Source organism: Streptomyces lincolnensis, from assembly GCF_001685355.1.
In the GTDB taxonomy this organism is placed as follows: domain Bacteria; phylum Actinomycetota; class Actinomycetes; order Streptomycetales; family Streptomycetaceae; genus Streptomyces; species Streptomyces lincolnensis.
Genome location: NZ_CP016438.1, coordinates 124,546 through 145,263, shown reverse-complemented (window position 1 = coordinate 145,263; position 20,718 = coordinate 124,546). Strand labels below are relative to the sequence as shown.

General features: G+C 68.4%; 25 protein-coding genes and 2 pseudogenes. 12 read left to right on the top strand and 15 right to left on the bottom strand.

Annotation, left to right across the window (positions count from 1 at the left end):
• Nucleotides 1-109 precede the first annotated feature (109 nt).
• From SLINC_RS00650 to tnpA, 4 genes are all read right to left on the bottom strand, one after another.
• A complete protein-coding gene (locus SLINC_RS00650; protein WP_225988475.1) occupies nucleotides 110-751 on the bottom strand; it encodes a class I SAM-dependent methyltransferase in 642 nt (213 codons plus the stop codon).
• 181 nt (nucleotides 752-932) lie between these two features.
• Nucleotides 933-1,205, bottom strand: coding sequence for a hypothetical protein (locus tag SLINC_RS47100; protein WP_067425295.1), 273 nt, complete (start codon nucleotides 1,203-1,205; stop codon nucleotides 933-935).
• Nucleotides 1,206-1,598: 393 nt separating this feature from the next.
• Nucleotides 1,599-1,721: a hypothetical protein gene (locus SLINC_RS49985; RefSeq protein ID WP_257785175.1), complete on the bottom strand. Its 123-nt coding sequence runs from the start codon at nucleotides 1,719-1,721 to the stop codon at nucleotides 1,599-1,601.
• Nucleotides 1,722-1,795: 74 nt separating this feature from the next.
• Nucleotides 1,796-2,224, bottom strand: a complete 429-nt coding sequence (gene tnpA / locus SLINC_RS00640; RefSeq protein ID WP_079164338.1) for an IS200/IS605 family transposase — start codon at nucleotides 2,222-2,224, stop codon at nucleotides 1,796-1,798.
• 51 nt (nucleotides 2,225-2,275) lie between these two features.
• On the opposite strand from tnpA, the gene SLINC_RS00635 reads away from it, so the two are divergent.
• Nucleotides 2,276-3,490: an RNA-guided endonuclease InsQ/TnpB family protein gene (locus SLINC_RS00635; RefSeq protein ID WP_067425289.1), complete on the top strand. Its 1,215-nt coding sequence runs from the start codon at nucleotides 2,276-2,278 to the stop codon at nucleotides 3,488-3,490.
• 169 nt (nucleotides 3,491-3,659) lie between these two features.
• Nucleotides 3,660-4,355: a hypothetical protein gene (locus tag SLINC_RS00630; RefSeq protein ID WP_225988193.1), complete on the top strand. Its 696-nt coding sequence runs from the start codon at nucleotides 3,660-3,662 to the stop codon at nucleotides 4,353-4,355.
• A 147-nt stretch (nucleotides 4,356-4,502) separates the two neighbouring features.
• On the opposite strand, the gene SLINC_RS00625 is transcribed toward SLINC_RS00630, so the two are convergent.
• From SLINC_RS00625 to SLINC_RS49975, 3 genes are all read right to left on the bottom strand, one after another.
• Nucleotides 4,503-4,760 (bottom strand): hypothetical protein, encoded by a 258-nt coding sequence (locus SLINC_RS00625; protein ID WP_067425286.1) that lies wholly within the window; start codon nucleotides 4,758-4,760, stop codon nucleotides 4,503-4,505.
• Nucleotides 4,757-4,891 carry a hypothetical protein gene (locus SLINC_RS49980; protein ID WP_257785174.1) on the bottom strand — a complete coding sequence of 45 codons (135 nt, stop codon included), beginning with the start codon at nucleotides 4,889-4,891 and terminating at the stop codon, nucleotides 4,757-4,759. The genes SLINC_RS00625 and SLINC_RS49980 overlap by 4 nt, the downstream gene beginning before the upstream one ends.
• A 324-nt stretch (nucleotides 4,892-5,215) precedes the next feature.
• Nucleotides 5,216-5,341: a hypothetical protein gene (locus SLINC_RS49975; RefSeq protein ID WP_257785173.1), complete on the bottom strand. Its 126-nt coding sequence runs from the start codon at nucleotides 5,339-5,341 to the stop codon at nucleotides 5,216-5,218.
• 6 nt (nucleotides 5,342-5,347) lie between these two features.
• Here SLINC_RS49975 and SLINC_RS49055 point away from each other — a divergent pair, with 6 nt between their 5' ends.
• Nucleotides 5,348-5,839: a transposase gene (locus SLINC_RS49055; protein WP_237281983.1), complete on the top strand. Its 492-nt coding sequence runs from the start codon at nucleotides 5,348-5,350 to the stop codon at nucleotides 5,837-5,839.
• Between the two features lie 9 nt (nucleotides 5,840-5,848).
• Here the strand turns inward: SLINC_RS49055 and SLINC_RS00615 are convergent, their stop codons facing one another.
• Nucleotides 5,849-6,277: a pyridoxamine 5'-phosphate oxidase family protein gene (locus SLINC_RS00615; RefSeq protein WP_067425283.1), complete on the bottom strand. Its 429-nt coding sequence runs from the start codon at nucleotides 6,275-6,277 to the stop codon at nucleotides 5,849-5,851.
• A 161-nt stretch (nucleotides 6,278-6,438) separates the two neighbouring features.
• Here SLINC_RS00615 and SLINC_RS00610 point away from each other — a divergent pair, with 161 nt between their 5' ends.
• The gene (locus tag SLINC_RS00610; RefSeq protein WP_067425280.1) at nucleotides 6,439-7,647 is read left to right on the top strand and encodes an RNA-guided endonuclease InsQ/TnpB family protein; all 1,209 of its coding nucleotides are present in this window, start codon (nucleotides 6,439-6,441) and stop codon (nucleotides 7,645-7,647) included.
• A gap of 201 nt (nucleotides 7,648-7,848) precedes the next feature.
• Here the strand turns inward: SLINC_RS00610 and SLINC_RS00605 are convergent, their stop codons facing one another.
• Nucleotides 7,849-8,685, bottom strand: coding sequence for an NAD(P)H-binding protein (locus SLINC_RS00605; RefSeq protein WP_067425277.1), 837 nt, complete (start codon nucleotides 8,683-8,685; stop codon nucleotides 7,849-7,851).
• Between the two features lie 82 nt (nucleotides 8,686-8,767).
• Here SLINC_RS00605 and SLINC_RS00600 point away from each other — a divergent pair, with 82 nt between their 5' ends.
• On the top strand, nucleotides 8,768-9,796 hold the full coding sequence (locus SLINC_RS00600) for an AraC family transcriptional regulator (RefSeq protein WP_079164337.1): 1,029 nt from the start codon (nucleotides 8,768-8,770) through the stop codon (nucleotides 9,794-9,796).
• A gap of 66 nt (nucleotides 9,797-9,862) precedes the next feature.
• Here SLINC_RS00600 and SLINC_RS00595 read toward each other — a convergent pair.
• A pseudogene (locus SLINC_RS00595) lies at nucleotides 9,863-10,992 on the bottom strand (IS3 family transposase).
• 465 nt (nucleotides 10,993-11,457) lie between these two features.
• On the opposite strand from SLINC_RS00595, the gene lanKC reads away from it, so the two are divergent.
• The 3 genes from lanKC (at nucleotide 11,458) to SLINC_RS00580 (ending at nucleotide 15,490) form a co-directional block, all read left to right on the top strand.
• Nucleotides 11,458-14,145, top strand: a complete 2,688-nt coding sequence (lanKC, locus tag SLINC_RS00585; protein ID WP_067425274.1) for a class III lanthionine synthetase LanKC — start codon at nucleotides 11,458-11,460, stop codon at nucleotides 14,143-14,145.
• Entirely contained in the window at nucleotides 14,142-14,276 is a 135-nt protein-coding gene (locus SLINC_RS48735) for a class III lanthipeptide (protein WP_192902652.1), read from the top strand. Before lanKC ends, SLINC_RS48735 begins: the two co-directional genes overlap by 4 nt.
• A gap of 107 nt (nucleotides 14,277-14,383) precedes the next feature.
• Nucleotides 14,384-15,490 carry an LLM class flavin-dependent oxidoreductase gene (locus SLINC_RS00580; RefSeq protein ID WP_067425271.1) on the top strand — a complete coding sequence of 369 codons (1,107 nt, stop codon included), beginning with the start codon at nucleotides 14,384-14,386 and terminating at the stop codon, nucleotides 15,488-15,490.
• A 162-nt stretch (nucleotides 15,491-15,652) separates the two neighbouring features.
• Here the strand turns inward: SLINC_RS00580 and SLINC_RS47840 are convergent, their stop codons facing one another.
• The gene (locus SLINC_RS47840; protein WP_159425314.1) at nucleotides 15,653-15,817 is read right to left on the bottom strand and encodes a hypothetical protein; all 165 of its coding nucleotides are present in this window, start codon (nucleotides 15,815-15,817) and stop codon (nucleotides 15,653-15,655) included.
• A gap of 248 nt (nucleotides 15,818-16,065) precedes the next feature.
• Nucleotides 16,066-16,515 (bottom strand): tail fiber domain-containing protein, encoded by a 450-nt coding sequence (locus tag SLINC_RS00575; RefSeq protein WP_152038960.1) that lies wholly within the window; start codon nucleotides 16,513-16,515, stop codon nucleotides 16,066-16,068.
• A gap of 114 nt (nucleotides 16,516-16,629) precedes the next feature.
• Between SLINC_RS00575 and SLINC_RS00570 the strand changes: the two genes are divergently transcribed.
• Nucleotides 16,630-17,085 (top strand): VOC family protein, encoded by a 456-nt coding sequence (locus tag SLINC_RS00570; RefSeq protein ID WP_067425264.1) that lies wholly within the window; start codon nucleotides 16,630-16,632, stop codon nucleotides 17,083-17,085.
• Nucleotides 17,086-17,556: 471 nt separating this feature from the next.
• Here the strand turns inward: SLINC_RS00570 and SLINC_RS47835 are convergent, their stop codons facing one another.
• Complete coding sequence (locus tag SLINC_RS47835) at nucleotides 17,557-17,967, bottom strand: hypothetical protein (protein ID WP_152038959.1); 411 nt, start codon at nucleotides 17,965-17,967, stop codon at nucleotides 17,557-17,559.
• A gap of 459 nt (nucleotides 17,968-18,426) precedes the next feature.
• A complete protein-coding gene (locus tag SLINC_RS45525; RefSeq protein ID WP_182449131.1) occupies nucleotides 18,427-18,735 on the bottom strand; it encodes a hypothetical protein in 309 nt (102 codons plus the stop codon).
• Between the two features lie 7 nt (nucleotides 18,736-18,742).
• Here SLINC_RS45525 and SLINC_RS48730 point away from each other — a divergent pair, with 7 nt between their 5' ends.
• The 3 genes and pseudogenes from SLINC_RS48730 to tpg all read left to right on the top strand — a co-directional run bounded on the left by SLINC_RS48730 (nucleotide 18,743) and on the right by tpg (nucleotide 20,016).
• Nucleotides 18,743-18,886, top strand: coding sequence for a hypothetical protein (locus SLINC_RS48730; RefSeq protein WP_182449130.1), 144 nt, complete (start codon nucleotides 18,743-18,745; stop codon nucleotides 18,884-18,886).
• Nucleotides 18,887-18,906: 20 nt separating this feature from the next.
• A pseudogene (locus tag SLINC_RS00560) lies at nucleotides 18,907-19,455 on the top strand (telomere-associated protein Tap); the annotation flags it as partial.
• Nucleotides 19,456-19,458: 3 nt separating this feature from the next.
• Complete coding sequence (gene tpg / locus SLINC_RS00555) at nucleotides 19,459-20,016, top strand: telomere-protecting terminal protein Tpg (protein ID WP_067425255.1); 558 nt, start codon at nucleotides 19,459-19,461, stop codon at nucleotides 20,014-20,016.
• A 97-nt stretch (nucleotides 20,017-20,113) separates the two neighbouring features.
• On the opposite strand, the gene SLINC_RS00550 is transcribed toward tpg, so the two are convergent.
• On the bottom strand, nucleotides 20,114-20,677 hold the full coding sequence (locus tag SLINC_RS00550) for a YcxB family protein (RefSeq protein WP_067425252.1): 564 nt from the start codon (nucleotides 20,675-20,677) through the stop codon (nucleotides 20,114-20,116).
• Nucleotides 20,678-20,718: the final 41 nt, after the last annotated feature.

Genomic DNA, 20,718 nt, shown 5'->3' with positions numbered 1-20,718 from the left:
CATCGAGACCGGCACCGACTCCTACCGCCTCGCCACCACGCGAGCACGCGCTGAGGAACCGGTCAGGGCTGGCTGACGCCTGCCCTCCCACGCCGAGAGGCGGAGTCACCTACTCACCGGCGCGGGCCACGAGCAGCGGCTGGAAAAAGCCCGTCTCCTGCGGCATCTGCCACTCGGGGTCGACAAACCCGGCCTCGGCTGCGAGGCCGGCCAGCCGGTCTCGGCCGAGTGCCCAGTAAGTAGTACGGCGGACCTGGACGCGCCATTCCCTGCCTGCCGGAAGGAGTTGGAAGTGCTCCAGGTCGTAGTGTTCGCCGTCGTCGTGCCAGTGCCAGAGCTGGAAGGTGACGGTCCGTCCTTCGCCCTCGTCGCAGTCGGCGTTCCCGTGGACCTGTGGAGGCGTCGAAGCCGGGCGGTCGCGCAGCAGGTCGTCGTAGTGGCGTGTGCTGACCAGCAGCAGGCCCTCGGGACGCAGCACACGGCGCATCTCTGTCAGGGCGGCGTACACATCCTGCTCAGTCAGCAGATGAGGCAGCGAGTTGTCGGCGCAGACGACCGTGTCGAATGGGCCATCAGGAAAGGGGAGGCGTCGCATGTCAGCAGCAGCCGTGCGCAGGCTCAGGCTCCGGCGGGCGGCCTCACGGGCAGCGCGGGCGGCGGCGCGGGGGCTGAGGTCCGTCCCGGTGACCCGGTGCCCGCGCAGTGCCAGGCCGATGGCCTGCGTGCCGATGCCGTGGGTGGAGTCCGCTATCCCACAGAACTGAAAACGGTTTCCGCCATGGTCTCGAGGACAGGTGAGCCGGTCCACGATGGTGCAGGCGATGCTCCGTCGTACGAGGACTGCGTGGGGGAGCGCGGCCCTTGATGAGGTCGGTGCGACGTTGGATCCGGCGCAGGCCGCTGCGCACGGCCCGGAGTTCTCGCGCAGCGTGTCACCGTCGACGTTGCCGCGCGGCTGTGGTCTCGGCGGTGGCCAGCAGCGTGAGAAGGTTCTCCACCGCTCCGGTCTCCGCGAGCCGAAGGGCGCGGTCGATGACCGCCTGAAGGTCGGTCTCGCCCGTGAGGATGACGTAGTGCCTGGCGTTGTGCAGGTGGGCCTGCCAGTCGTCCTGGGATGGCTCCGAGCTGTCGCTCGGGGCGCCGACGCACATCCAGCCGTACAGATGCGACGCGATGATCTCGGTAGGCGGCCGGTGGTCGTACACGGTCCCGCAGGGGGCCGCTCGTCGTCGGCCAGGCGGCGGAGGTTGCCAGGGACGGACCAGCCGGGGAGGCGGCGGTGCCGTGGGAGATGTAGATCTGCCAGGCGAGAGCGTTCCTCCGGCGGCGGTACGTCGTGTACCCGGCCGGCTGGGGGCATGTGGTGACCCGTCGTGAGCGCATGCTTTGCAGTCTCCCGGCGGGCCGCTGCGGGATCTGCTCCGTAGGCCCACACGGGGAGTAGCGTAGCCCACAGCGCCCGAGGCGCCCCCGACGCCGAGGAGGCCGCGGAGGAGATGCCCAGAACACCACGGCCGCGGTCATGGTTGAGGCGTCAGACGTGTCCGTGACCCGTCCGATCCCTGTGTGACCGTCAGAAGCCTGTAACGAACCGCTGATCAGCTCTTCCTGGGGCTGAGGATGTCGTCTGCGATGGCTCGTTGCTCTGTGGCGGCGCGTTCGTGGTCCTCGGCGATGGTGGGTTCGAGGACGGCGAGCTGGTCGAACACCTCGGCCGCCATCCCTGATCTTGCGTGGGTATCCCCGGCTTTAGCCGGGGAGGGAAACGCATCTTAAGACTGTTCTGACCGGCACTTCAGAGCGGGTGTTTTTGCTGCTCGATGTACTGACGGATTACCGTGAGCGGCGCTCCGCCGCAAGAGCCCGCGAAGTAGGAGCGGGACCAGAACACGGAGCCCATCCCGATCCGGTTGATACGGCCGGTGTACTCGGCCCGCAGGTAGCGGGAGCTGACGCCCTTGAGGCTGTTGATCAGCTTCGACAGGGCGATCTTCGGCGGGTAGTGCACGAGGAGGTGGACGTGATCGGCCTCGCCGTTGAACTCGCGTAGCTCCACCTCGAACTTGTCGCACACCTCCCGCATGATCTCCTCGCACCTCTTGAGCATGGCGTCATCGAAGATGCCCCGCCGGTACTTGGTGACGAACACCAAGTGAGCGTGAAGGTTGTAAGTGACGTGACGACCGGTGCGAATATCGGGGTTTGGTTCCCAGCGGGGTGACATATGCCAAGGGTAGTATGATCTTCGAAGCTGCCCGGGAAGGGGGTGGGCCGGATGATCCGTGCGTACAAGTTCCTCATGCGGCCCACCGTGGGCCAGCAGAGCGCGCTCACCGAGATGCTGCGCGACCATTGCTCCCTCTACAACGGCGCGTTGCAGGAACGCCGCGACGCCTACCGGCACGCTTCCAGGACGAGCATCACATACGGTCAGCAGTCCGCCCAGCTCAAGGACATCCGGGCATTCGATCCGGAGCGTCAGGGCCGTTGGTCGTTCTCCTCACAGCAGGCCACGCTGCGCCGGCTGGACAAGGCGTTCCAAGCGTTCTTCCGCCGGGTCAAGTCCGGTGAAGTGCCGGGCTATCCGCGTTTCCGTGGGGTGAACTGGTTCGACACGGTGGTCTTCGCCAAGGACGGCGATGGCTGCCGCTGGGACTCCACCCCGCACGACCCCGTCATCCGCGTCCGCCTCCAAGGCGTTGGGCATGTCAAGGTCAACCAGCACCGGCCCGTGGTCGGCAAGGTCAAGACCGTATCGGTCAAGCGCGAGGGGCGCCGCTGGTACGTGGTGCTGACCGCCGAGCAGGCTCAGCCCGAGCCGCTGCCCGCAACTGGCAGCGTGGTCGGCATCGATATGGGCATAGCCAACTTCCTCGCTGACTCAGGCGGCGAATTCGTACCCAACCCACGCCACGGACGCGGCGCCGCCGCGAAGCTCGAAGCCGCACAGCAGGCACTCTCCCGTTTCCCTCGCGCCCGCCGCGACAAGCGCACCGGCAACCACCAGCGGGCCGTTCAGAAGGTCGCCGACCTCCACCGCAAGGTCCGGCGTCAGCGCCTTGACCACGCACACAAGACCGCGCTTGACCTCGTGCGGGAACACGATTTCATCGCGCACGAAGACCTCAAGATCCGCAACATGGTCAAGGCCCCCGCCCCGAAGCCGGACCCTGACCAGCCCGGCGGCTTCCTGCCCAACGGGGCCGCCGCGAAGGCCGGACTCAACCACTCGATCTCGGATGCCGGATGGGGGGTTTTCCTGACGATCCTGCACGCCAAGGCTGAAAGCGCCGGACGGGAAGTGATCGCCGTGGACCCCCGCAACACCTCCCGGACCTGCCCCGAATGCGGGCACGTCGACAAGGAGAACCGGCCCACCCAGGAGAAGTTCCACTGTGTCTTGTGCGGCCACAGCGCGCACGCGGACACGGTGGGTGCCCTGAACGTTCTACGGGCCGGGCTGGTCCGTCGCGACGCCGCACCGGCATAGCGAGAAGCCCCCTCCATTTATGAGGGGGAGGAGTCACGATGTGTGTGCCGGCCCAGTGCTACCGTGCGGCCGCGTAACCGTCGGTTCCGATGGCCTCGAAGGCCGCCTCGTGTGCCGCAGTCCCGGGCCACGTGGGCACGGCGTTCCGGCCACCTCGTATGCTGCGCGGATGAGCGATCAGAGGATGAACGCGCCCGTGGCGGGCGGCGTCGGGGACGCGGCCGGGGCCGGAGTGCCCGCTCCAGGTGGGCAGCGCACGGGAAGGAGCGCCGGGGCGTCCGTACTCGCCACGCTCTGGGTGCTGCTGGTCGCCTGGGGGATCGCCGCCGGCAACACCGGACTCGCCTACGTCACGCTGGGCATGGACTTCATCCCGATCGCGGCGGGCGTGCTCGGCTGCCTGGTCTTCGTGATCGTGCTGCGGCTGCTCCACAGGGCGTGGTGGCTCGCCCTCCTCTCCGTGGTCCCCGCGCTCTTCATTCTCGTCGGGTCCGTCCAGTACGCCCCCGAGGCGGCGCTCGACCGACGTGGCGTCCGCGAGACCGTCACGATCACCGCGGACAGCGCGGCGGGAACGGCGAGCAAGAACCACCGGTTCACACTGGTCGGGCCGGACGGTGAACTCGACGAGACCCTCGAGTACCGGGGAAGCAACCCCGGTTACCGGGTGGGCGACCGCATCGAGATCCTCCGCGACCCGGAAGGCGCCGTCCCCCTGGAGGACGCCGTGGACGTCGACCCCGAAGGCAGGCTCGGCGGCCTCGTCACGGGAGTCGCCGCATGGACGGGCATGACGCTGCTCGCGGGCTGGCGCGGCCATGTGCGCCGACGGGAGAACCGCCGGGCGTGGAGCGGCACGATCTAGGAAGGCACGGGCGACGGGGCCCCGTGCGGGACAGGGACTTGGGGACGGCGCCGTCGCAGCCCACTTCGCCGGCTCACCTGCGCGCCTCGATGATCTGGCTCAGAGAACTCACCTGGACCGCCTGGTGATCGCAACCACATACGCTCCCTAGGGGCGGGTGTTCACGATGGCCGTCAGGAGCCCGCAGGAGGGGCATGCAGCGGCCACCGAGCCATCAGGGCGCTGGCCTCGCGCGGGCACGCCACCGGCCATCACGGGGCCGGTGGAGGACGCCACGACGCAAGGGAGAGATCGCCGATGCATCAGGTAGATCGGCACGGTGCCGTTCGCCTTCGCGCGCTCCACGCTGCGAACCCGGGTCGCCTTCGCGTGCTCCTCCTTGCGAACCTGGGGCGCCTCGCTCATCGTGTCGAGTTGAACTTCTCCCAGTCGGTGTGGAACCTCCTCATCTCGGACGCGCGGTACTTGGCGATGCGCAGCTTCACCCACTTCTCGACGTCCCTCACAGGAGTGCCCTGCCGGTACACATCTCGCACGAGCGTGAACTCTCAGTGATCATTCGGCTGTTGAGAGTTACGACCGAAGCTCACGCGAGCCTCCTGTTGTTCAAGCTGTCTGCGAGCTCTCAGAGGCCGTTGTCGTACCGATCATGGAACGTGCAGGTCGAACAAGGTTCCTGGTCGGGTGATCTTGCGGTGGTGCGGACATGAAGGCGGGGCCTCTTGGTAGCTCGGTGGTGCGAACCTGACCGAGCGGTCCAAGGAGGCTCCGTTGTTGTTGTACGCGTTCGCGCGCGCAGACTTCAACTCGTCCGTCGTGTCGTGCGATTGCCTCGCGCACGTGTACGGCAACGCGGCAGATCATCCGGACCGGGTGCGCCGGTATCCCTCGGACATGAGCGACGATGAGTGGACGGTGGTACGGCCGCTGTTGCCCACGCCGGCCTGGCTGGAGGGCCGGGTGGGCAGCCCGAAGGGTACTGCCACCGGCAGATGTTGGATGCGATCCGCTATCTCGTGGCGGGCGGGATCTCCTGGCGGTCAATGCCCGTGGACTTCCCCGGCTGGGACCGCGTCTACGCCTTCTTCCGCCGTTGGCGGCAGCACGGACTGATCACCGAGTTCCACGACCGGCTTCGTGACCACCGGGTCCGGGTCCGTGAGGGCCGCGAGGCGGAACCGACGGCCGGGATCATCGACGCGCAGTCGGTGAAGGCCGCCGCGACGGTACCCGCCGGCTCGCGTGGCTACGACGGAGGCAAGCAGATCAACGGGCGGAAGCGGCACATCGTGACCGACTGCCTCGGCCTACCGTCTGAAGAACTGCCTCAGGGCCACCGGCCGGGACACCAACGTGGCCTGACGACTGGCCACGTTCAAGCGTACCGGCCCGGCCGCGCACCGGAGAGTACGCGGAAACCAGGGCACGCTGGGCACGCTGGCAACTGTCTCTGCGTAGTCCGACGTATCGGTGGCGTGAGCTGAGGCTGGAGGTCAGTGCCCGTAGCGGTGCACGGTCTCCGGGTGGATGACGACGCGGAGTGGGTCAGCGGCCAGCATCATGGCGAGGTCGTGGGCCCGGGCCTGGTCGTCGAGGTCCCAGTAGCGAGCGGCGAGGCGGGAACACAGGTCGTGTGCTCCGTCGGCCGCCATCGTGGTGCGGCCGACGACGGACACCCAGCGCTCACGCTCACCTACCGGGGCTGCGACAACGATCGAGGCGCGGGGGTCGCGGTGCAGGCGCCGCACCTTCAGCGAGCCCGGCTCCGTGAAGAACTGGATCGTCCCCTCTGCGGTGGCCTCGAACCACACTGGCCGGGGCTGTGGCGGCTGCGTTCCCCCGGCCACGGACAGGAACCCGTGCAGGGGGCGTCCGAGGAACTCGAGGTCCTCGGCGGTCAGCCGGCTGGTGGCTGTGGTCATCGGGTCTCTCCTTCGTGGATACCCCGGCCTTTAGGCCGGGGAGGAAGCGAAGCTCCTGCGGAGCAGGGCAGGGGGAGCCGGTTCGCCGCCAGGGCGGACCGGCGTGCGCCGTCCACCGGCCGGCACCTGCTGCTCACACCGAAACTGATACGGTGTGAGGCGTGACGCAGCAGGTCAAGCGGGCGTTCAAGTACCGCTTTTACCCCACCGGCGTGCAGGCGGCTGAGTTGTCGCGCACGTTCGGCTGTGTCCGCCTCGTCTACAACAAGGCGCTGGAGGAGCGCACCCGGGCCTGGTACGGCGAGCAGCGCCGCATCTCCTACGTGCAGTCCTCGGCCGCGCTGACGCAGTGGAAGAAGCGCGAGGAACTGGCCTTCTTGACGGAGGTGTCCTCGGTTCCGCTGCAGCAGGCGCTGCGCCATCTGCAGTCGGCGTTCGGGAACTTCTTCGCCCAGCGCGCGAAGTACCCGCGCTACAAGTCCCGCAAGAAGTCGCGGGCGTCGGCCGAGTACACCCGCAGCGCCTTCACATGGCGCCAGGGGCAGCTGACTTTGGCCAAGATGGCCGACCCTCTGGACATCCGCTGGTCGCGCCCGCTGCCGGAAGGTGCCGAGCCCACGACGGTGACGGTGTCCCGTGACGCGGCGGGTCGCTGGTTCGTGTCCCTGCTGTGCGAGGACCACATCGCCCCGGCCGCCGCCACCACGGCGGCCGTCGGCCTGGATGCCGGGATCACCTCCCTGGTGACGCTGTCCACCGGGGAGAAGATCACCAATCCCCGGCACGAACGGCGTGACCGGGCGCGGCTGGCCCGTGCGCAGCGGGAGTTGTCGCGCAAGGCGAAGGGCTCGGCGAACCGGGAGAAGGCCCGCCGTAAGGTCGCCCGTGTGCATGCGCGGATCGCCGACCGGCGCCGTGACGTCCTGCACAAGCTGTCGACCCGACTCGTCCGTGAGAACCAAACGGTCGTGATCGAGGACCTGAGCGTCCGCAACCTGCTGAAGAACGGCACCCTCGCGCGCGCCATCAGCGATGCGTCGTGGACGCAGCTGCGCTCCATGCTGGAGTACAAGTGCGCCTGGTACGGGCGCGAGCTCGTCGTGATCGACCGCTTTTTCCCCAGCAGCAAGCTGTGCGGGAACTGCGGGACGGTCCGCGCGAAACTGCCGCTGAACGTCCGCGAATGGACGTGCGTCTGCGGTGCGGTGCATGACCGCGACGTGAACGCGGCACGCAACATCCTGGCCGCCGGGCTGGCGGCGTCTGCCTGTGGAGACGGTGTAAGACCTCAACGGGAGTCCTCCCGGACGGGGCGGTCGTCGCTGAAGCAGGAACCCCAGCGGGCGACCGCTGGAATCCCCCGCCTTTAGGCGGGGGAGGAAGTCAATGCGGTCCTTTCAGAAGATGCTGGCGTGACGGTGGATGGAGGTTTCGCTCCGTTCGCTCACCGCGATCACGGCGGGCTGACAGCGCGGACCGGATGCGCGGCGGCAACCGTTGGGAGACCACCCCGGCGCGCAACACCCCCACCGCCGGAGTCCGGCGCAGCCGCTGGACGGCCGCCCGAGAGGTCATGGCCGCCAGGCTCCCGCTGCCGCGGCCCGCACCACGTAGTCCTCGAAGCTTCGGGGCGCTCGCCCCAACACGGTGGCGATACCGTCCGTCGTTTCGGCAATCACCCCGCGCTCCATCAACACGAACATCTCGGCGACGTGGTGCGCGTCGTCCTCGCCCCACCCCTCCGCGACCAGCGCCGCGGTGTACTCGGCGGGGGAAAGCCGCTTGTAGGTCATGGGCAGTCCGGACGCCCGGGAGATCAGCTCGACGGCCTCCTCGAAGGTCAGCGCGCGCGGCCCGGTCAGCTCGTAGATCCGCCCGGCATGCCGGCCGGGCTCGGCCAGCACCGCGGCCGCGGCGTCGGCGACGTCCTCCAGGTCGATGAACGGCTCGGGGACAGCACCGGCCGGGAGCGCCAGTTCGCCGGCGACCAGCGGGGCGTGGAAGAGGTCCTCGTCGAAGTTCTGGTTGAAGTTCGACGGCCGCAGGACGGTCCACTCCAGTGCCGAGCCGCGCACGGCGTCTTCGGCCGAGCGCATGTCCAGGCCGAACGTGGAGTCACCCCAGGCGTCGGCACCGTGCCCGGAGAGCAGGACAAGGTGCTGCACGCCGGCGGCCTCGGCCCGCGCCACGAACTCGTGTACCGGTCCGGGCACGGGCGGGGGCACCACGTAGGCGGAGGTGATGCCCTGCAGGGCCGAATCCCAGCCGTCGGGGTCGGACCAGTCGAAGCGGGTCCGGCTGGATCGGGAGGCGGCGCGCACCTGCGTGCCGCGCAGCCGCAACCGGGCGGCGACCCGTCGGCCGGTCTTGCCGGTGGCGCCGAGGACGAGGGTGGTGTCGTTGCTCATGGCAGCGATTCAACGGCGTCTGCTCGGACGAATACATAGGTGAAAAGCCGGATCGCATGTGTAATCGTCTAACCTCGGTGGGGTGGACGCGTTCGGTGACCTCTTCCGCGGGATGCGGGCCCAGGGCTCGTTGTTCGGCAACTCGATCCTGTCCCCGCCTTGGGCGTTGCACTTCGTGGACGGCGCGCCGCTGACGTTGTGCACCGTCCTCGGCGGGGCGGGCTGGATCGTGCCGGAGCACCACCCGCCCGAACAGCTCCGCGCCGGCGAGACGGTCATCGTGCGGGGCCCCGCACCGTTCACCTTCGTCGACGAGGTCGGCACCCGGGCCGAACCGATCGCGTGCGGCGAGCACTGCGCGACGCCCGAGCAGGGCGGGACCCGGCACCGGCTCGGCTGGAACGACTGCGACGGCGACGCCTGCGACGGCGCGACGACGCTGATCGTCGGCGCCTACCCGGTACGCGGCGAGATCAGCCGCAGGCTGCTGGACGGGCTGCCCGTCGTGCTGCACGTCGTATCCGGCGGCGGGACCGACGCCGTACTCGACCACCTCGCCGCCGAGGTCGCCACCGACACCCCGGGCCAGCAGGTGGTCCTCGACCGGCTGCTGGACTGGATGCTGGTGTGCGCGCTGCGCGAGTACTTCGACCGGCCCGGCGGCGAGCCGCCCGCCTGGTACGCCGCCCAGCGGGACCCGGTGGTCGGCGACGCGCTGCGCCTGCTGCACGCCGAACCAGCGGCCCCGTGGACGGTGTCCTCGCTGGCCGACCGGACCGGAGTGTCACGTTCCACGTTGGCGAAGCGGTTCGCCGACCTGGTCGGCGAACCGCCGCTGACCTACCTCACCCGCTGGCGCATGACGCTCGCGGCGGACCTGTTGGCCGAACGTGAGGCGGCGACCGTCGCGGAGATCGGCCGCACCGTGGGCTACTCCGACGCGTTCGCGTTCAGCGCAGCGTTCAAACGGATCCGAGGCGTCAGCCCGAGCCGGTTCCGGCGCACCGGTACGGTCGTTCCCGAGCGGCCGACCGTCCCGCCCCTGCGGCCTCCGGGCACCGAACTGCCCGTCGTCCCCGCTCCTCCTCCCGGCGTTCGTGTGCGGTCCTGATGCCAGGACCGTAGACCTGGTATCAGGACGGACGTCCCGCGTTGGGTGGAGTCGAGTTGCTTGGTTTCAGGCTGCTGGCGGGGTGCGTTGTTCGTACTCCACCGGGCTGAGCATGCCCAGTGCGGAGTGTCTGCGCTGGCGGTTGTGGAAGATTTCCAGGTACTCGAAGAGGGCGGTAGACAGCTCCAGGCGGGTTCGCCACCTTCTGCGGTTGAGTAGTTCGACCTGGACGCGGGCCCAGAAGGACTCCATCATCGCGTTGTCCACGCAGTCCTCGATGGAGCCCATCGAGGGCAGCAGCCCGGAGGCCCTCGCGCGCTGGGTGAACGCCCAGGACCCGAACTGCACTCCGTGGTCGGAGTGGATGAGGGTGCCGCCCGGCCGCGGGGAGCGGTTGCCGATGGCCAGGGCGTTGGTGGTCAGCGCCGCGGTGGGCGAGGCGTCGATCGGCCAGCCCACCACGCGTCGCGAGAACGTGTCCAGGACGACCGCGCAGTACACCTTGCCCTCAAAGGTGGGGTGCTCGGTGATGTCCGTGACCCATAACTGGTCCCGGGCGTGACGGGTGAAGTTCCGCTCCACCAGATCGGCGACCGATGGGGTCACGTGCTTGGCGCGGGGGCGCCGGTTGCCGGGCAGGCCGGCGCGCTGCATCAGCAGCTCCACAGTGCCGTGGCTGACATGGATGCGCAGGCCCAGACCGAGCTCGGCGTGCACCCGGCGCGTCCCGTAGGTGCCGCGGGAGGCGGTGTGGATGCCCACGATGGCCTCGGTCAGCCAGGCGCGCTTGACCAGGCGGTTCGACGGCGGACGCTCCCGCCAGGCGTAGTACCCGGACTCCGCGACGTGCAGCACCCGGAAGGCCAGCTGCACTGGCAGGTGTTCACGGGCCATCACGCGGATGGCTTCGAACCGCCTTTTGGGGACGTGACCTCGCCCAGCAGTTCGGCGGCCCGCCGGTGGATAGCCAACTCGGCCTCCAGCTCGGCGATGCGTTTGCGGGCCGCAGCGAGTTCGGACCGGTCGTTGCTGGTCGTGCCGGGCAACTGTCCGGTGTCGATGAGGTGTTGGCGCCGCCAGACGTAGATCGTCTGATCGCTGATGCCAAGGAGCTGGGCTACCTCGACGACCTTCCTTCCGGATGCAACGAGATCAAGGACCTTGCGGCGGAACTCGGGCGGATAGCTGCGGGGCATCACGGCCTCCGAAGGCTGCTGGAGCGTCAATCGTCCAGCAACCCGACTCCATCAGAACCGGGGCATACCAGTCCACACCACCGGGGTCACCTCACTCCGGCAGTCGCCCCTCTGGAAGCGCGGGACCTGTGTCCGGCGCCGCTGGACGGGTCGGGCTCCTCCCGGTCGTTCGAGGGCCCGTGTTGGCCGGCACGTTTCCCGCAGCCTCGGCCGGGCCCTCCCGTACGGCCGGTTCCGGACGGGACGACCGCGGCCCGTCACCGCCGGTGCGCGAGCCCGGGTGCCCGTGATCGACCTAGGTCGATCACGGGCATCGACCTAGGTCTAGGTCCGTACCGCCCCGCAGCATGACGTATGCGGGGCCCGCCCTTGCCAAGCTGGTCGCAGCAGTGGGGAACGCACACCACGAACTGACACGGCGGGGTCGGTGACCGGCGCCCACCCACCACACGGGGAGACAGGGGTATGGAGCACCTCTTCTACGTCCAGGCGCATCCGGACTACTACCGGCCGCTGCACGAAAGCAGGGAGACGGGCCAGGTGTACCGGGCGTCAGGAGTGCCCGAGGACTGGGACCACAAGTCCATGTCCTTCTGGTCGGTCCACAAGCCCCCGGGGACGGTCATCGCCACGCACGGCTGGAAGGTCCACGTCTCGGCCCGGATCTCCAGGGCGCAGCAGGTGCTCGACACGGCCGCGGCCGTTTGCGTACGGCACGGAATTCCCTTCAAGCACCTCGCGTCCTTCCAGTTCTTCGTGATGCTCCACCACAAGCACGCGCCTCGGGAACAGAACGGGAAGTTCATCGCGATCTACCCGCCGGACGAGGAGTTGGCCCGCCGCGTCATGGAGTCTCTGCACTCCGAGCTGGCGGACGAGCAGGGGCCGTACATCCTGGGCGACCGGCGCTGGGCGGACTCTAAGGTTGTGTCCTACCGCTACGGAGCGTTCGAGAACCTTCCCGCCGTCCAGCCGGACGGCAGCGAGGTGCTGATGGTCCCCGATGGCACGGGCGCGCTCGTCCCGGACGTGCGAGGGATTTCGTTCAGCCTGCCGGAAGGGATCACGGACCCGTTCTCCGGGGACCCGCCGGCCGACCGAGCGCGGCGGACGTCCCGCTCCGTCTCGTTCGGCGGCATGAAGTTCGACCGGGTCATCCGCCATTCCAACGGTGGCGGGGCATACGCAGCGACTCTCCACGACACCGGACAGCGAGTGTTCGTGAAGGAGGCCCGGGCCCACTCCGGCCTGTTCCCGGACGGCACCGGCGCCTCCGCGCACCTTGAGCACGAGGAGCGGGTCCTCCGGGAGCTGGCAAAGAGGGCACCGGGGCTGGCACCCAATCCGGTAGCGTTCTTCGACCGCTGGGAACACTCGTACCTCGTCACGGAGTTCGTGCCCGGGGTGTCGCTCTTCCAATGGGTCGCCCAGTACCACCCCGGGTTCACCATCGCGCCCGACGCCGATTACTACCGCACCTACTGGCGGCGCTGCGCGCACGTCCTCGGACAGGTGAGCGACGCGCTGGACCGGCTGCACGCGGCCGGTTTCGTCTTCCTCGACGTCAGCCCCCGCAACGTCCTCGTCGACGACTCCGACACCGTACGACTCATCGATTTCGAGACAGCCGCGGAAGCCGGGCGACCCGGTCCCCTCTTCGGCACTCCGGGCTACTTCCCGACCATGCCCCACGACCAGCTCGTACGGCGGATGGAGAGCGACCCGGAGTACTGCGACCGCTACGGGCTCGCGGGGCTGGCGCAGCTCCTCACCTTCGGCATGAAGCACCACGTCACGCAGCGCGAGCCCGCCGCGTTCCACCACCTGCACTCAGTGACCAGGAAGGCGTCCGGGCGTCCAGTGCCGGCCGCGCTGTGGGAGCGGGCCACGGCCTTCGCCTCCCTCGACGCCCTCTCGACAGTGCCGACGCCCGGGCAGGTCGACGAGGCGCCCTGGCGGAGCCTGCGCACGCTGAGAGACGCCGTCGCCGACGATCTTGTCGACATGGCCGACCCCGGCGGCACCGTCATCTTCCCCACCGTGCCGCGCGGCTACTACACGAACCGGCACGGCGTCCTCTACGGCACCGCGGGTGTGCTCCACGCCCTGCACGCGGCCGGGCGGGACATCCCGCCGGACGTACGGGAGAGATTCCGCACGGAGAGCCTGGAGTCCAGAGGCCGGTCCGCGCCCGGACTGCACTCCGGACTAGCCGGCATCGCCTGGGTCCTCGCCGAACTGGGCGCGCTGGAGGAAGCCGACGCGCTCCTCGCGGAGGCAACGAGGAGCCCTCTACTGGAACGGTCCGCCACCCTGGCGGACGGCCTCGCCGGGGTGGCCCTGGCACACCTGGCCCTCTTCGGGCACGACGGCGATCAGCGGCATGTGGAGACCGCCCGCGAGCTGCGCTCCCGCATCCCCTCGGGAAGTGCGCTGGGCGAGAAGCTGGAGACCGCCGGGGTCACCGGCCTCCTGCACGGGCGCGTCGGCGTCGCCCTCCTCGACCACTACCTCCACCGCCTGTGTGATGACGGGACCGCGCTCCGCGACGGGCTCCGGCTGCTGCGCGAGGAGGCCGAGGCTGCCGCCCCGTACCCCGGCGGGGGGATCGCGTTCCGCGTCAGCGACGAGGACCAGCGTCTCTATCCGTACCTCTACCGAGGGTCGGCGGGATTCTCCTTCGTCGCGGCCCGCTACCTTCCCTTTGCCGACGACGACCTGCGCACGGCCGTCGCCGAGGCCGTGCGCGCGACCACCGTCGCCACCACGTACTACGCCGGGCTGTACGAGGGGCAAGCGGGCCTCGTCCTCGCACTCGCCGACCAAGCCGACATCACCGCGACACCCGCCACCCGCGACGCCGCGCTGGAAGCCGCCCGCTCCCTGTTCGGCCACGCGGTCTCCGGACCCGCCGGGGTGCGCTTCCACGGGGAGTACCACATGCGCTTCACCGCGGACCTGTGGAGCGGGTCGGCGGGGGTGCTCCTCGCGCTGACCCGGCTGCTCGACGGCGCGCGGGACGTGTTCTTCACCGTCGACGCCCTCGTCCCCAGCGCCAACCCGGTTTCCTCTCCGCACGCCGGAGAGGGGAGCGGCCCTCCGACAGCGGAGGACCGCACAACACCCCCACCACAGAAAGGAAGTCCACCATGACCGCTCTCGAAGCAATGGAAGAGGTTCTCGCGCTCCAGTTGCTCCAGGACGAAACACCCGCGCACGAGCAGCTCGCCGCGTCGGGGATCTGCACTGGTACCTCGGCCAGCACGGGATGCACTGCTTTCTGACGCGGGACCGGCCATGACCGCCCCAAGGCGGTGAGATCCGGGGGCCCGCTCTCCACAGGCGGGCCCCCGGATACCCCGGCGCCGGTCGCACCACCAGGGAGGAATGTATGCAGTTCTCTGTCTTCATCGTGGGCCAGTTAGCAAACCCCACGCCAGAGAACGAACGCCAGATGCTCCGGGATTCGGTCGAATTGGCGGTCAAGGCCGAGGAGATGGGCTTCGACCGCGTGTGGGCCGTGGAACACCACGGCCTCAAGTGGTACTCGCACATGAGCACTTCGGAGATCTTCCTGACGTGGGTGGCCGCCCGCACCTCGCGCATCCGTATCGGGCACGGTGTGGTGACACTGCCCTTCGGCTACCAGCACCCCGTACGCGTGGCGGAACGCACCGCGATGCTCGACGTCCTCAGCGGCGGACGCTTGGACGTGGGAGTGGGCCGCAGCGCCAGCCCACGGGAGATGAGCCTCTTCGGGGTCGACGCGGGCACGTCCCACGAGCAGGTCGAGGAGGCCCTGCGAATCGTCACCGGCGTGTGGCAGGGGAACGCCTCCGGCTGGAACGGCTCCCTGAACATCGCCCCTGGTGAGGTCTTCCCACGCCCGTACCAGGATCCGCACCCACCCATTTTCACGGCATGCACCAACGAGGCCGCGCTGCGGTCCGCGGCGAACCGGGGCCTCGGCGCGCTGGTGCTCGGGCTCGGCGACCTGGACCTGCTGCGCCGGCGCCGCGCTGTCTACGACGAGGCGCGCGCCGCCCGTACGAACCGGGACCTGTTGACGCCCGCGGTCAACGACCACTTCGCCGTGGTCTGCCCCACGGTCGTCCTGGACGACGCGGCGGAGGCACGCCGGATCGGCGTACGCGGCCAGCAGTTCTTCGTCGAGTCCGCCCGCCACTGGTACGCCGATGGTCCGCCGCCCAACCTAGACATGGCCGCAGACGGGGAGCGGGGGCTCCGGGCCCTCGAACGCACCGTCCGGAAGGAGATGGAGACGGCGGGCGTGCCCGCGCTCCCCCAGTACGTCGCTGCCTACAACACCCACCACCCCTACGGGACGGCTGACCAGGCCCTCTCCCGCGTACGGGAACTGGCCGACGCCGGAGCGGACGACGTGATGTGCCTAGTGCAAATGGGCGGCGTACCCCACGCGGTGTGCATGGAGACGGTCCGTCAGTGGGGCGAGCACGTCATACCGCACTTTCGGTAGGCGGCCCGAGAGAGGTCCGCCACCCGCAAGAGCGTGCGTACACAGCAGAGTCGCGCAATGAGATCGTTTCATCTTGAACTCGCAGGTCGCGATAGTGGTGTGAGTCCGTGATGCGGTCCGCGTGCTGGCAGTCGGAGTGATCGCTGTCGGGTGATCGGTCTGTCACCGCTGGACTTCGCAGGTCGCCAGAACGAGCAGGGCCCGCAGCAACGTGGTGGCGTGATGGGCGTTCATACGGGCCCTGGTCAGGATGCGCCAGGTCTTCAGGTTCGCGAAGTCGTGCTCGACGACGGCACGTTCGCGGCTGACCAGCCGGATCGTCCTCACCCCGGCGACCGCTCTGGACCAGCTTGGCGAGGAACCCAGTAGCGAGACATTGCGGCGTTCCTGCCGAGGGTTCAGAAAGCCGTGGACCAGATGATCTCGGTCCGGGGTCTGTGAAGCAGATCTGCTGCCCGAGCGGGCCGTCTCATTCGGCAAGGTGTCACGCTGACAGAGGGTGAGAGTGACATTGCCTGCCACGCTCACCTGGAAAAGTGTCCATGCCGCCTTGAGTGTGCTCCTTTGGCCTTCCGTTACCGGGCTGGGTCGGGCGGGGCAGCGGGGATCTGGGCATGGAGTTGCGCGACCTCCTGCTGGCGGTCGTTCACCTGTCGGTGGAGTGCCTGGATCGCGACGATCGCGATGCTGTTCGCGTCGACAAGGTCGATTTTGGTGTCGGTGTCCCCGAGGCCGAAAGCGGCGTGCCAATCCTGCGCCATGGGTCCGAGATGGCGCAGGCGTTCGGGTTCCCAGGAGTACCGCCAGGTACTGACGGTCAGTGCGGCGAGCGTCTCCAGCACGGTGAAGCCGTTGACAGCGCCCTCGCCGGTGACCGGGCGTTGCTGCGGCCTGGCAGACGTCACCGGCTCCAGTCCACGGGGGCTTTGCCAGTGTGGCCTCGGGCCGATCGGGTCTTCGCCCGGTTTCGTCCATCCTGAGGGGATGGGCAGCCCGCCGATCTCGGCAGCCTCCAACTTGTCCACCCGATCCGCTGAGCGCTTCTCATGGGCGGTGAGGCGGGGTACCGAGTCTTAACACCGGGTCAGCTTGTCTTTTAACCTCTGGGCCTCTGGGGTGACGTGCTGGATCATGGGGGAATGACTGCCTTCTACCATGTGTGTTTTGTGGTCCCGGACATCGAGCAGGCCATGCAGGATTTTCAACGTGCGGCCGGGGTTGAGTGGAGTGATCCTGTGTCCGACCGGCTCGGTGAGTGGGACTACCGCATCGTCTTCACCGCAGGCGGGCCGCCCTTCATCGAACTCATTGAAGGGCCGCCAGGCAGTCCCTGGGACGCGTCCAGGGGAGCCAGATTCGATCACATCGGCTTCTGGACCAGCGATGTGCGGCAAGGTTCCCAGCGTCTGGAAGAAGGCGGCATGCCCGTGGACTTCTCCGGCTGTCCCTATGGCCGGCCGTTTACCTATCACCAAATGCACAGCATCGGTGCACGGATAGAACTCGTTGACGTCGGCAGGCAGGCCAGCTTCCTCAACGGGTGGCATCCGGGTGGCAGGCCAATGCCCGCAATCGACGAGGCCTCCAGAAGCTGAGCTCTCGTCACGCGGCGCAGCATCGAACGGTGTCTCGAAGTTGATCACTCAGACGAGCTTTCGCCGGACAGGCGGACGGCCCCTACATGAGCATGCGTTCCGTCACAGAGTCATACTCATACGAAGGTCGCACTCGTCCATTCCTTCATGCGTATCCGTTCAGCCCTCGTCGCCGTACTCAGTGTGCTTGCGTTCTCCGGAACCGTTGGTGGGTGAATCCCAAGGGTCCTGCTCACCAGCCTTACGCCGCTGCCGAGTCCAGTCCGAGGGCTGCCCATTCACGCGATCGGCTGGGGCCGTTCGGATCGGCAGTCCGTCGGCGACTGGGCCGGCACCGTAGGTGCGCCCGCACACCGCGAAGGGCCCCCAAGCCGCCTACCCGGGCGGGCCAGGGTGCCCTTCACTGAATGACCACGGTCCTCCGCGCCTGTGACGTCTGGGGCCGATGGGACCTACCGTGGGGATAGGGAATTACGGCCGGAAATAGGTCGTGGGGCCGGACCACGAGTCAGCATGAGCGTTGTAGAGCCAGACATCGATCTCTGTAATACCGCCCGAGTATGCTGAACCGTCGAGGGTGAAATTGTAGCTTATGGTCTCATTGACTGCGAGCTTCCCTCCAGTTGGGCGGCTTTGGGAATTAACCAAGGTGCTGCCAGCCCACGCATCGAAGAGCACTGCCGTTCCCGCGCCGCCGATGTTCTTCACCCCTCCCTGGACCTGCACGGAGCGGTTGAGCCAGGTGAAGCTACCCGAGGCCGAGTGTGAGCCTGCGCCGGAGGAAACAGCAAAGGTGGTGGTAGCGGCCAGGGCGGGGCCTGCGGCGAGCATGGTGACCGCGGCGGCACCCACCAGAGTTGCACCGACTTGCTTGAAACGCATGAGGTCTCCATATACCCAAGGGAGTCGTGCGTGCCTCACGAATCTACGCCATCACCATGTCATGTCTAGATCACTTCAGGTCGCGAGGTCGGTGCTCGAAAACATCCGGCTGCATTATTTGGAGAACTTCCACCGCTGTCAGCCCCGCTGGCATGGCTTTCAGCGTCAGAGGGATACACCGCCACCGGCTTCAGTCCGAGGGTGGCGGCACCCCTTGGTGCGCTCACCAGTCGTCGGGCGCGCTGCCCCCACGCGATCGGCCGCCCCTCGCTGGTGCGCCCCCAGTGCGGTTCCTCCATCGAGGTCTCGTGACCGTCGTCCAGGACACAGATCCGTCCCCAGCGGCCGTGCTTGCCCGCACAGATCCCGGTGAGCCGGGCCGCGTCGCCCTCACACACGGCCTGGTCGTAGCGGCTTACCGACGGAATGACATACGTCGGGTGACGGAATACAGGGCCGCTATCGCTTGACGCGTCCGCGGACGGCGAGGACCGCGAGGCCGAGGAGGACGGGTTCTGCGAGGCGGGAGGCCATTTCGGTGTAGGCGCCGGTGGTGGTGAGATTCTGGCCGGAGGAGCGGAAGATGGCCGAGTTCACCACGATCCGCAGCGATTTCTCCCACCACTCAGAGGTGAGGCGGGAGGGGAGCGAGCCAGCTGGGTTGGCCAGGGTTGGGGCCGTAGTGGTCAGGCTGATGTCCTGGCCGGTCAGGCGTCCGGTGGCGGTGGGGGTCGGCGCCTGGGCGGGCAGCCCCCACAGCATTATCATCAGCACAGTGGCGGCCATCGCCCCGAGCAGCCAGCCCAGCGCGCGTGAGGCCCGCAGCCCGTACCCGGAGAGTGCCCAGTACGCGGACAGCAGTGCCCGCTCGGCCCGGCTCGGGAATCGGTTGGCGGTGACCCGCTTCGCGGCCCATTAGGAGTCGGCACCGCCTAGGCCGACACCCTCGCCGACCTGGGCGTCCCCCGGGACCTGGACGGCCGGGCCTTCCTCGCGGCGATGGAGCAGCACAAGCAGGTCGACCCGGCGATGGCCGCCGTCCTCGCGGCCATCAAGGCCACGGTCAAGGGCGGCGTGGGCAAGCTCCGTGAGCGCCCGCAGGGCAAGTCCTACAAGGAGGGTGAGCGGTGGCCGGCGCTGGAACGGCCGACCTGGCGGCCCGACATCAGGGCCGCTGTCATCTCCAAGGCGCGGGTCAATATGCACCGCAAGCTGCGCAACATGGTGGAGCTGACCGGCCTGTTCCCGCTGGCCGTGCTGTCCGACTGCGTCGTCTATCCCTCGCCGGGGGAGAGCCCGCTGGACTTCCTGCCCTACGCGGCGTCCGGCAAGCCGCAGCCCGGCGGGTTCCGTCTCGGGCCGACGCCGGGGCTGGCGAAGCTGGAGGGCGTGCAGTCGATGCTGTGGGCGGTCGACTTGATGGAGAAGGGGCTGAATCCGGCCCGTCACATCAAGGGCGGCGACGCCGTGTTGGACGAGGGGGAGTAGCCGGTGGGCGAGATCGACGACGCGATCGAGCGGGCCGACCGGGAAACGTTCACCCGCCAGCCGCCGAAGACGCTGAAGGCTCAGATCGGCTACCTGATCCGGCAGTTGGGCAGTGCGAAGGCCGTGGCGCGGGAGCTCGGGGTTACCGCGGACTCCGTCAACCGCTACCGTCGTGGTGCCCGCAAGCATCCCCGTGCCGATGTCGCCGCGAAGATCGACGACGCGGTACGGACCCGCTGGCAGCCGCAGGTGCGCAAACGCCGGCAGAAGCAGGCCGCGGCCTCGGGCGGGATCACGGTGGAGACGAGGGCCCGGTTCGGCTACACCGCGCCCGTCGGCACGACCGACGACGGACGGTTCCGGCGCCTGACCGTGCACCTCCCCCCGGCGTACGCGCAGCGCCTGTTCGACGCCCGCAACGCGGGTGCCGGCGATCAGCAGATGCGGGGGATCATCGCCGAAGGGTTCAAGGAAATCTATTTCCAGGACGGCGGCGGTCGCGCCATGGGACTGTCGGACGTGGAAATCAATGACATTGATTATCTGGACTTGGACTACTGATTGAGAGCGAAAGCATGACCACTGAATTCCCGCCCGTGAGCCGAAGCGGGATGGTTGTCACAGAGGCGCGCTTGTTGTCACAACGGCGGACACCTGTTCACACGCGAGGGGTGTGCTGGTCCAGGATCCCCCGTAGCTGCTCGATGTCCCCAGCCTCTTGCACGCCCCGCTTGGGCAGGACGTCGACGCACATGATGCTGGGGTCCCGGCTGAGCAGGACGAAGTGACCTGCCGTTTCCCGGTACCCCTGGAAAACGGACCACTTCTGGATCAGTGTGCTGTGGTCGGTACGGCATGTGATCCCGGCCGGAGACACGGTGGCGCGGTATTCGCCCTGCCATCCGACGAGGCGCTGCACCTGGGCGGCTTGCAGCCGCGGGTAACCCACCAGCAGCAAGACGACCAACAGGAGCACAGCCGTCGAGAGCACGCCGACACTGCCGCGGACGGCGGCGGAGACCAGCCAGTGTCCTACCGACAGGAAGAGGAGTGCGCCTCGCAGTAGTAGCCCGGCCCACTTGATCCGCTGGCGGACCCGCAGGCCGACCAGGGTGTCGGCAGACTGGGGCAGGTACGCCAGTTCAACTATGGTCCGCCTGTCCACGACATTGTCAGAGGATTCCGCATTGTTGATGTCTTGGTTGCTGTGGCCTTCGGCCATGGTCCCTCCCCGGTGTAAGGCATGCGGATCGTAGTGAACTG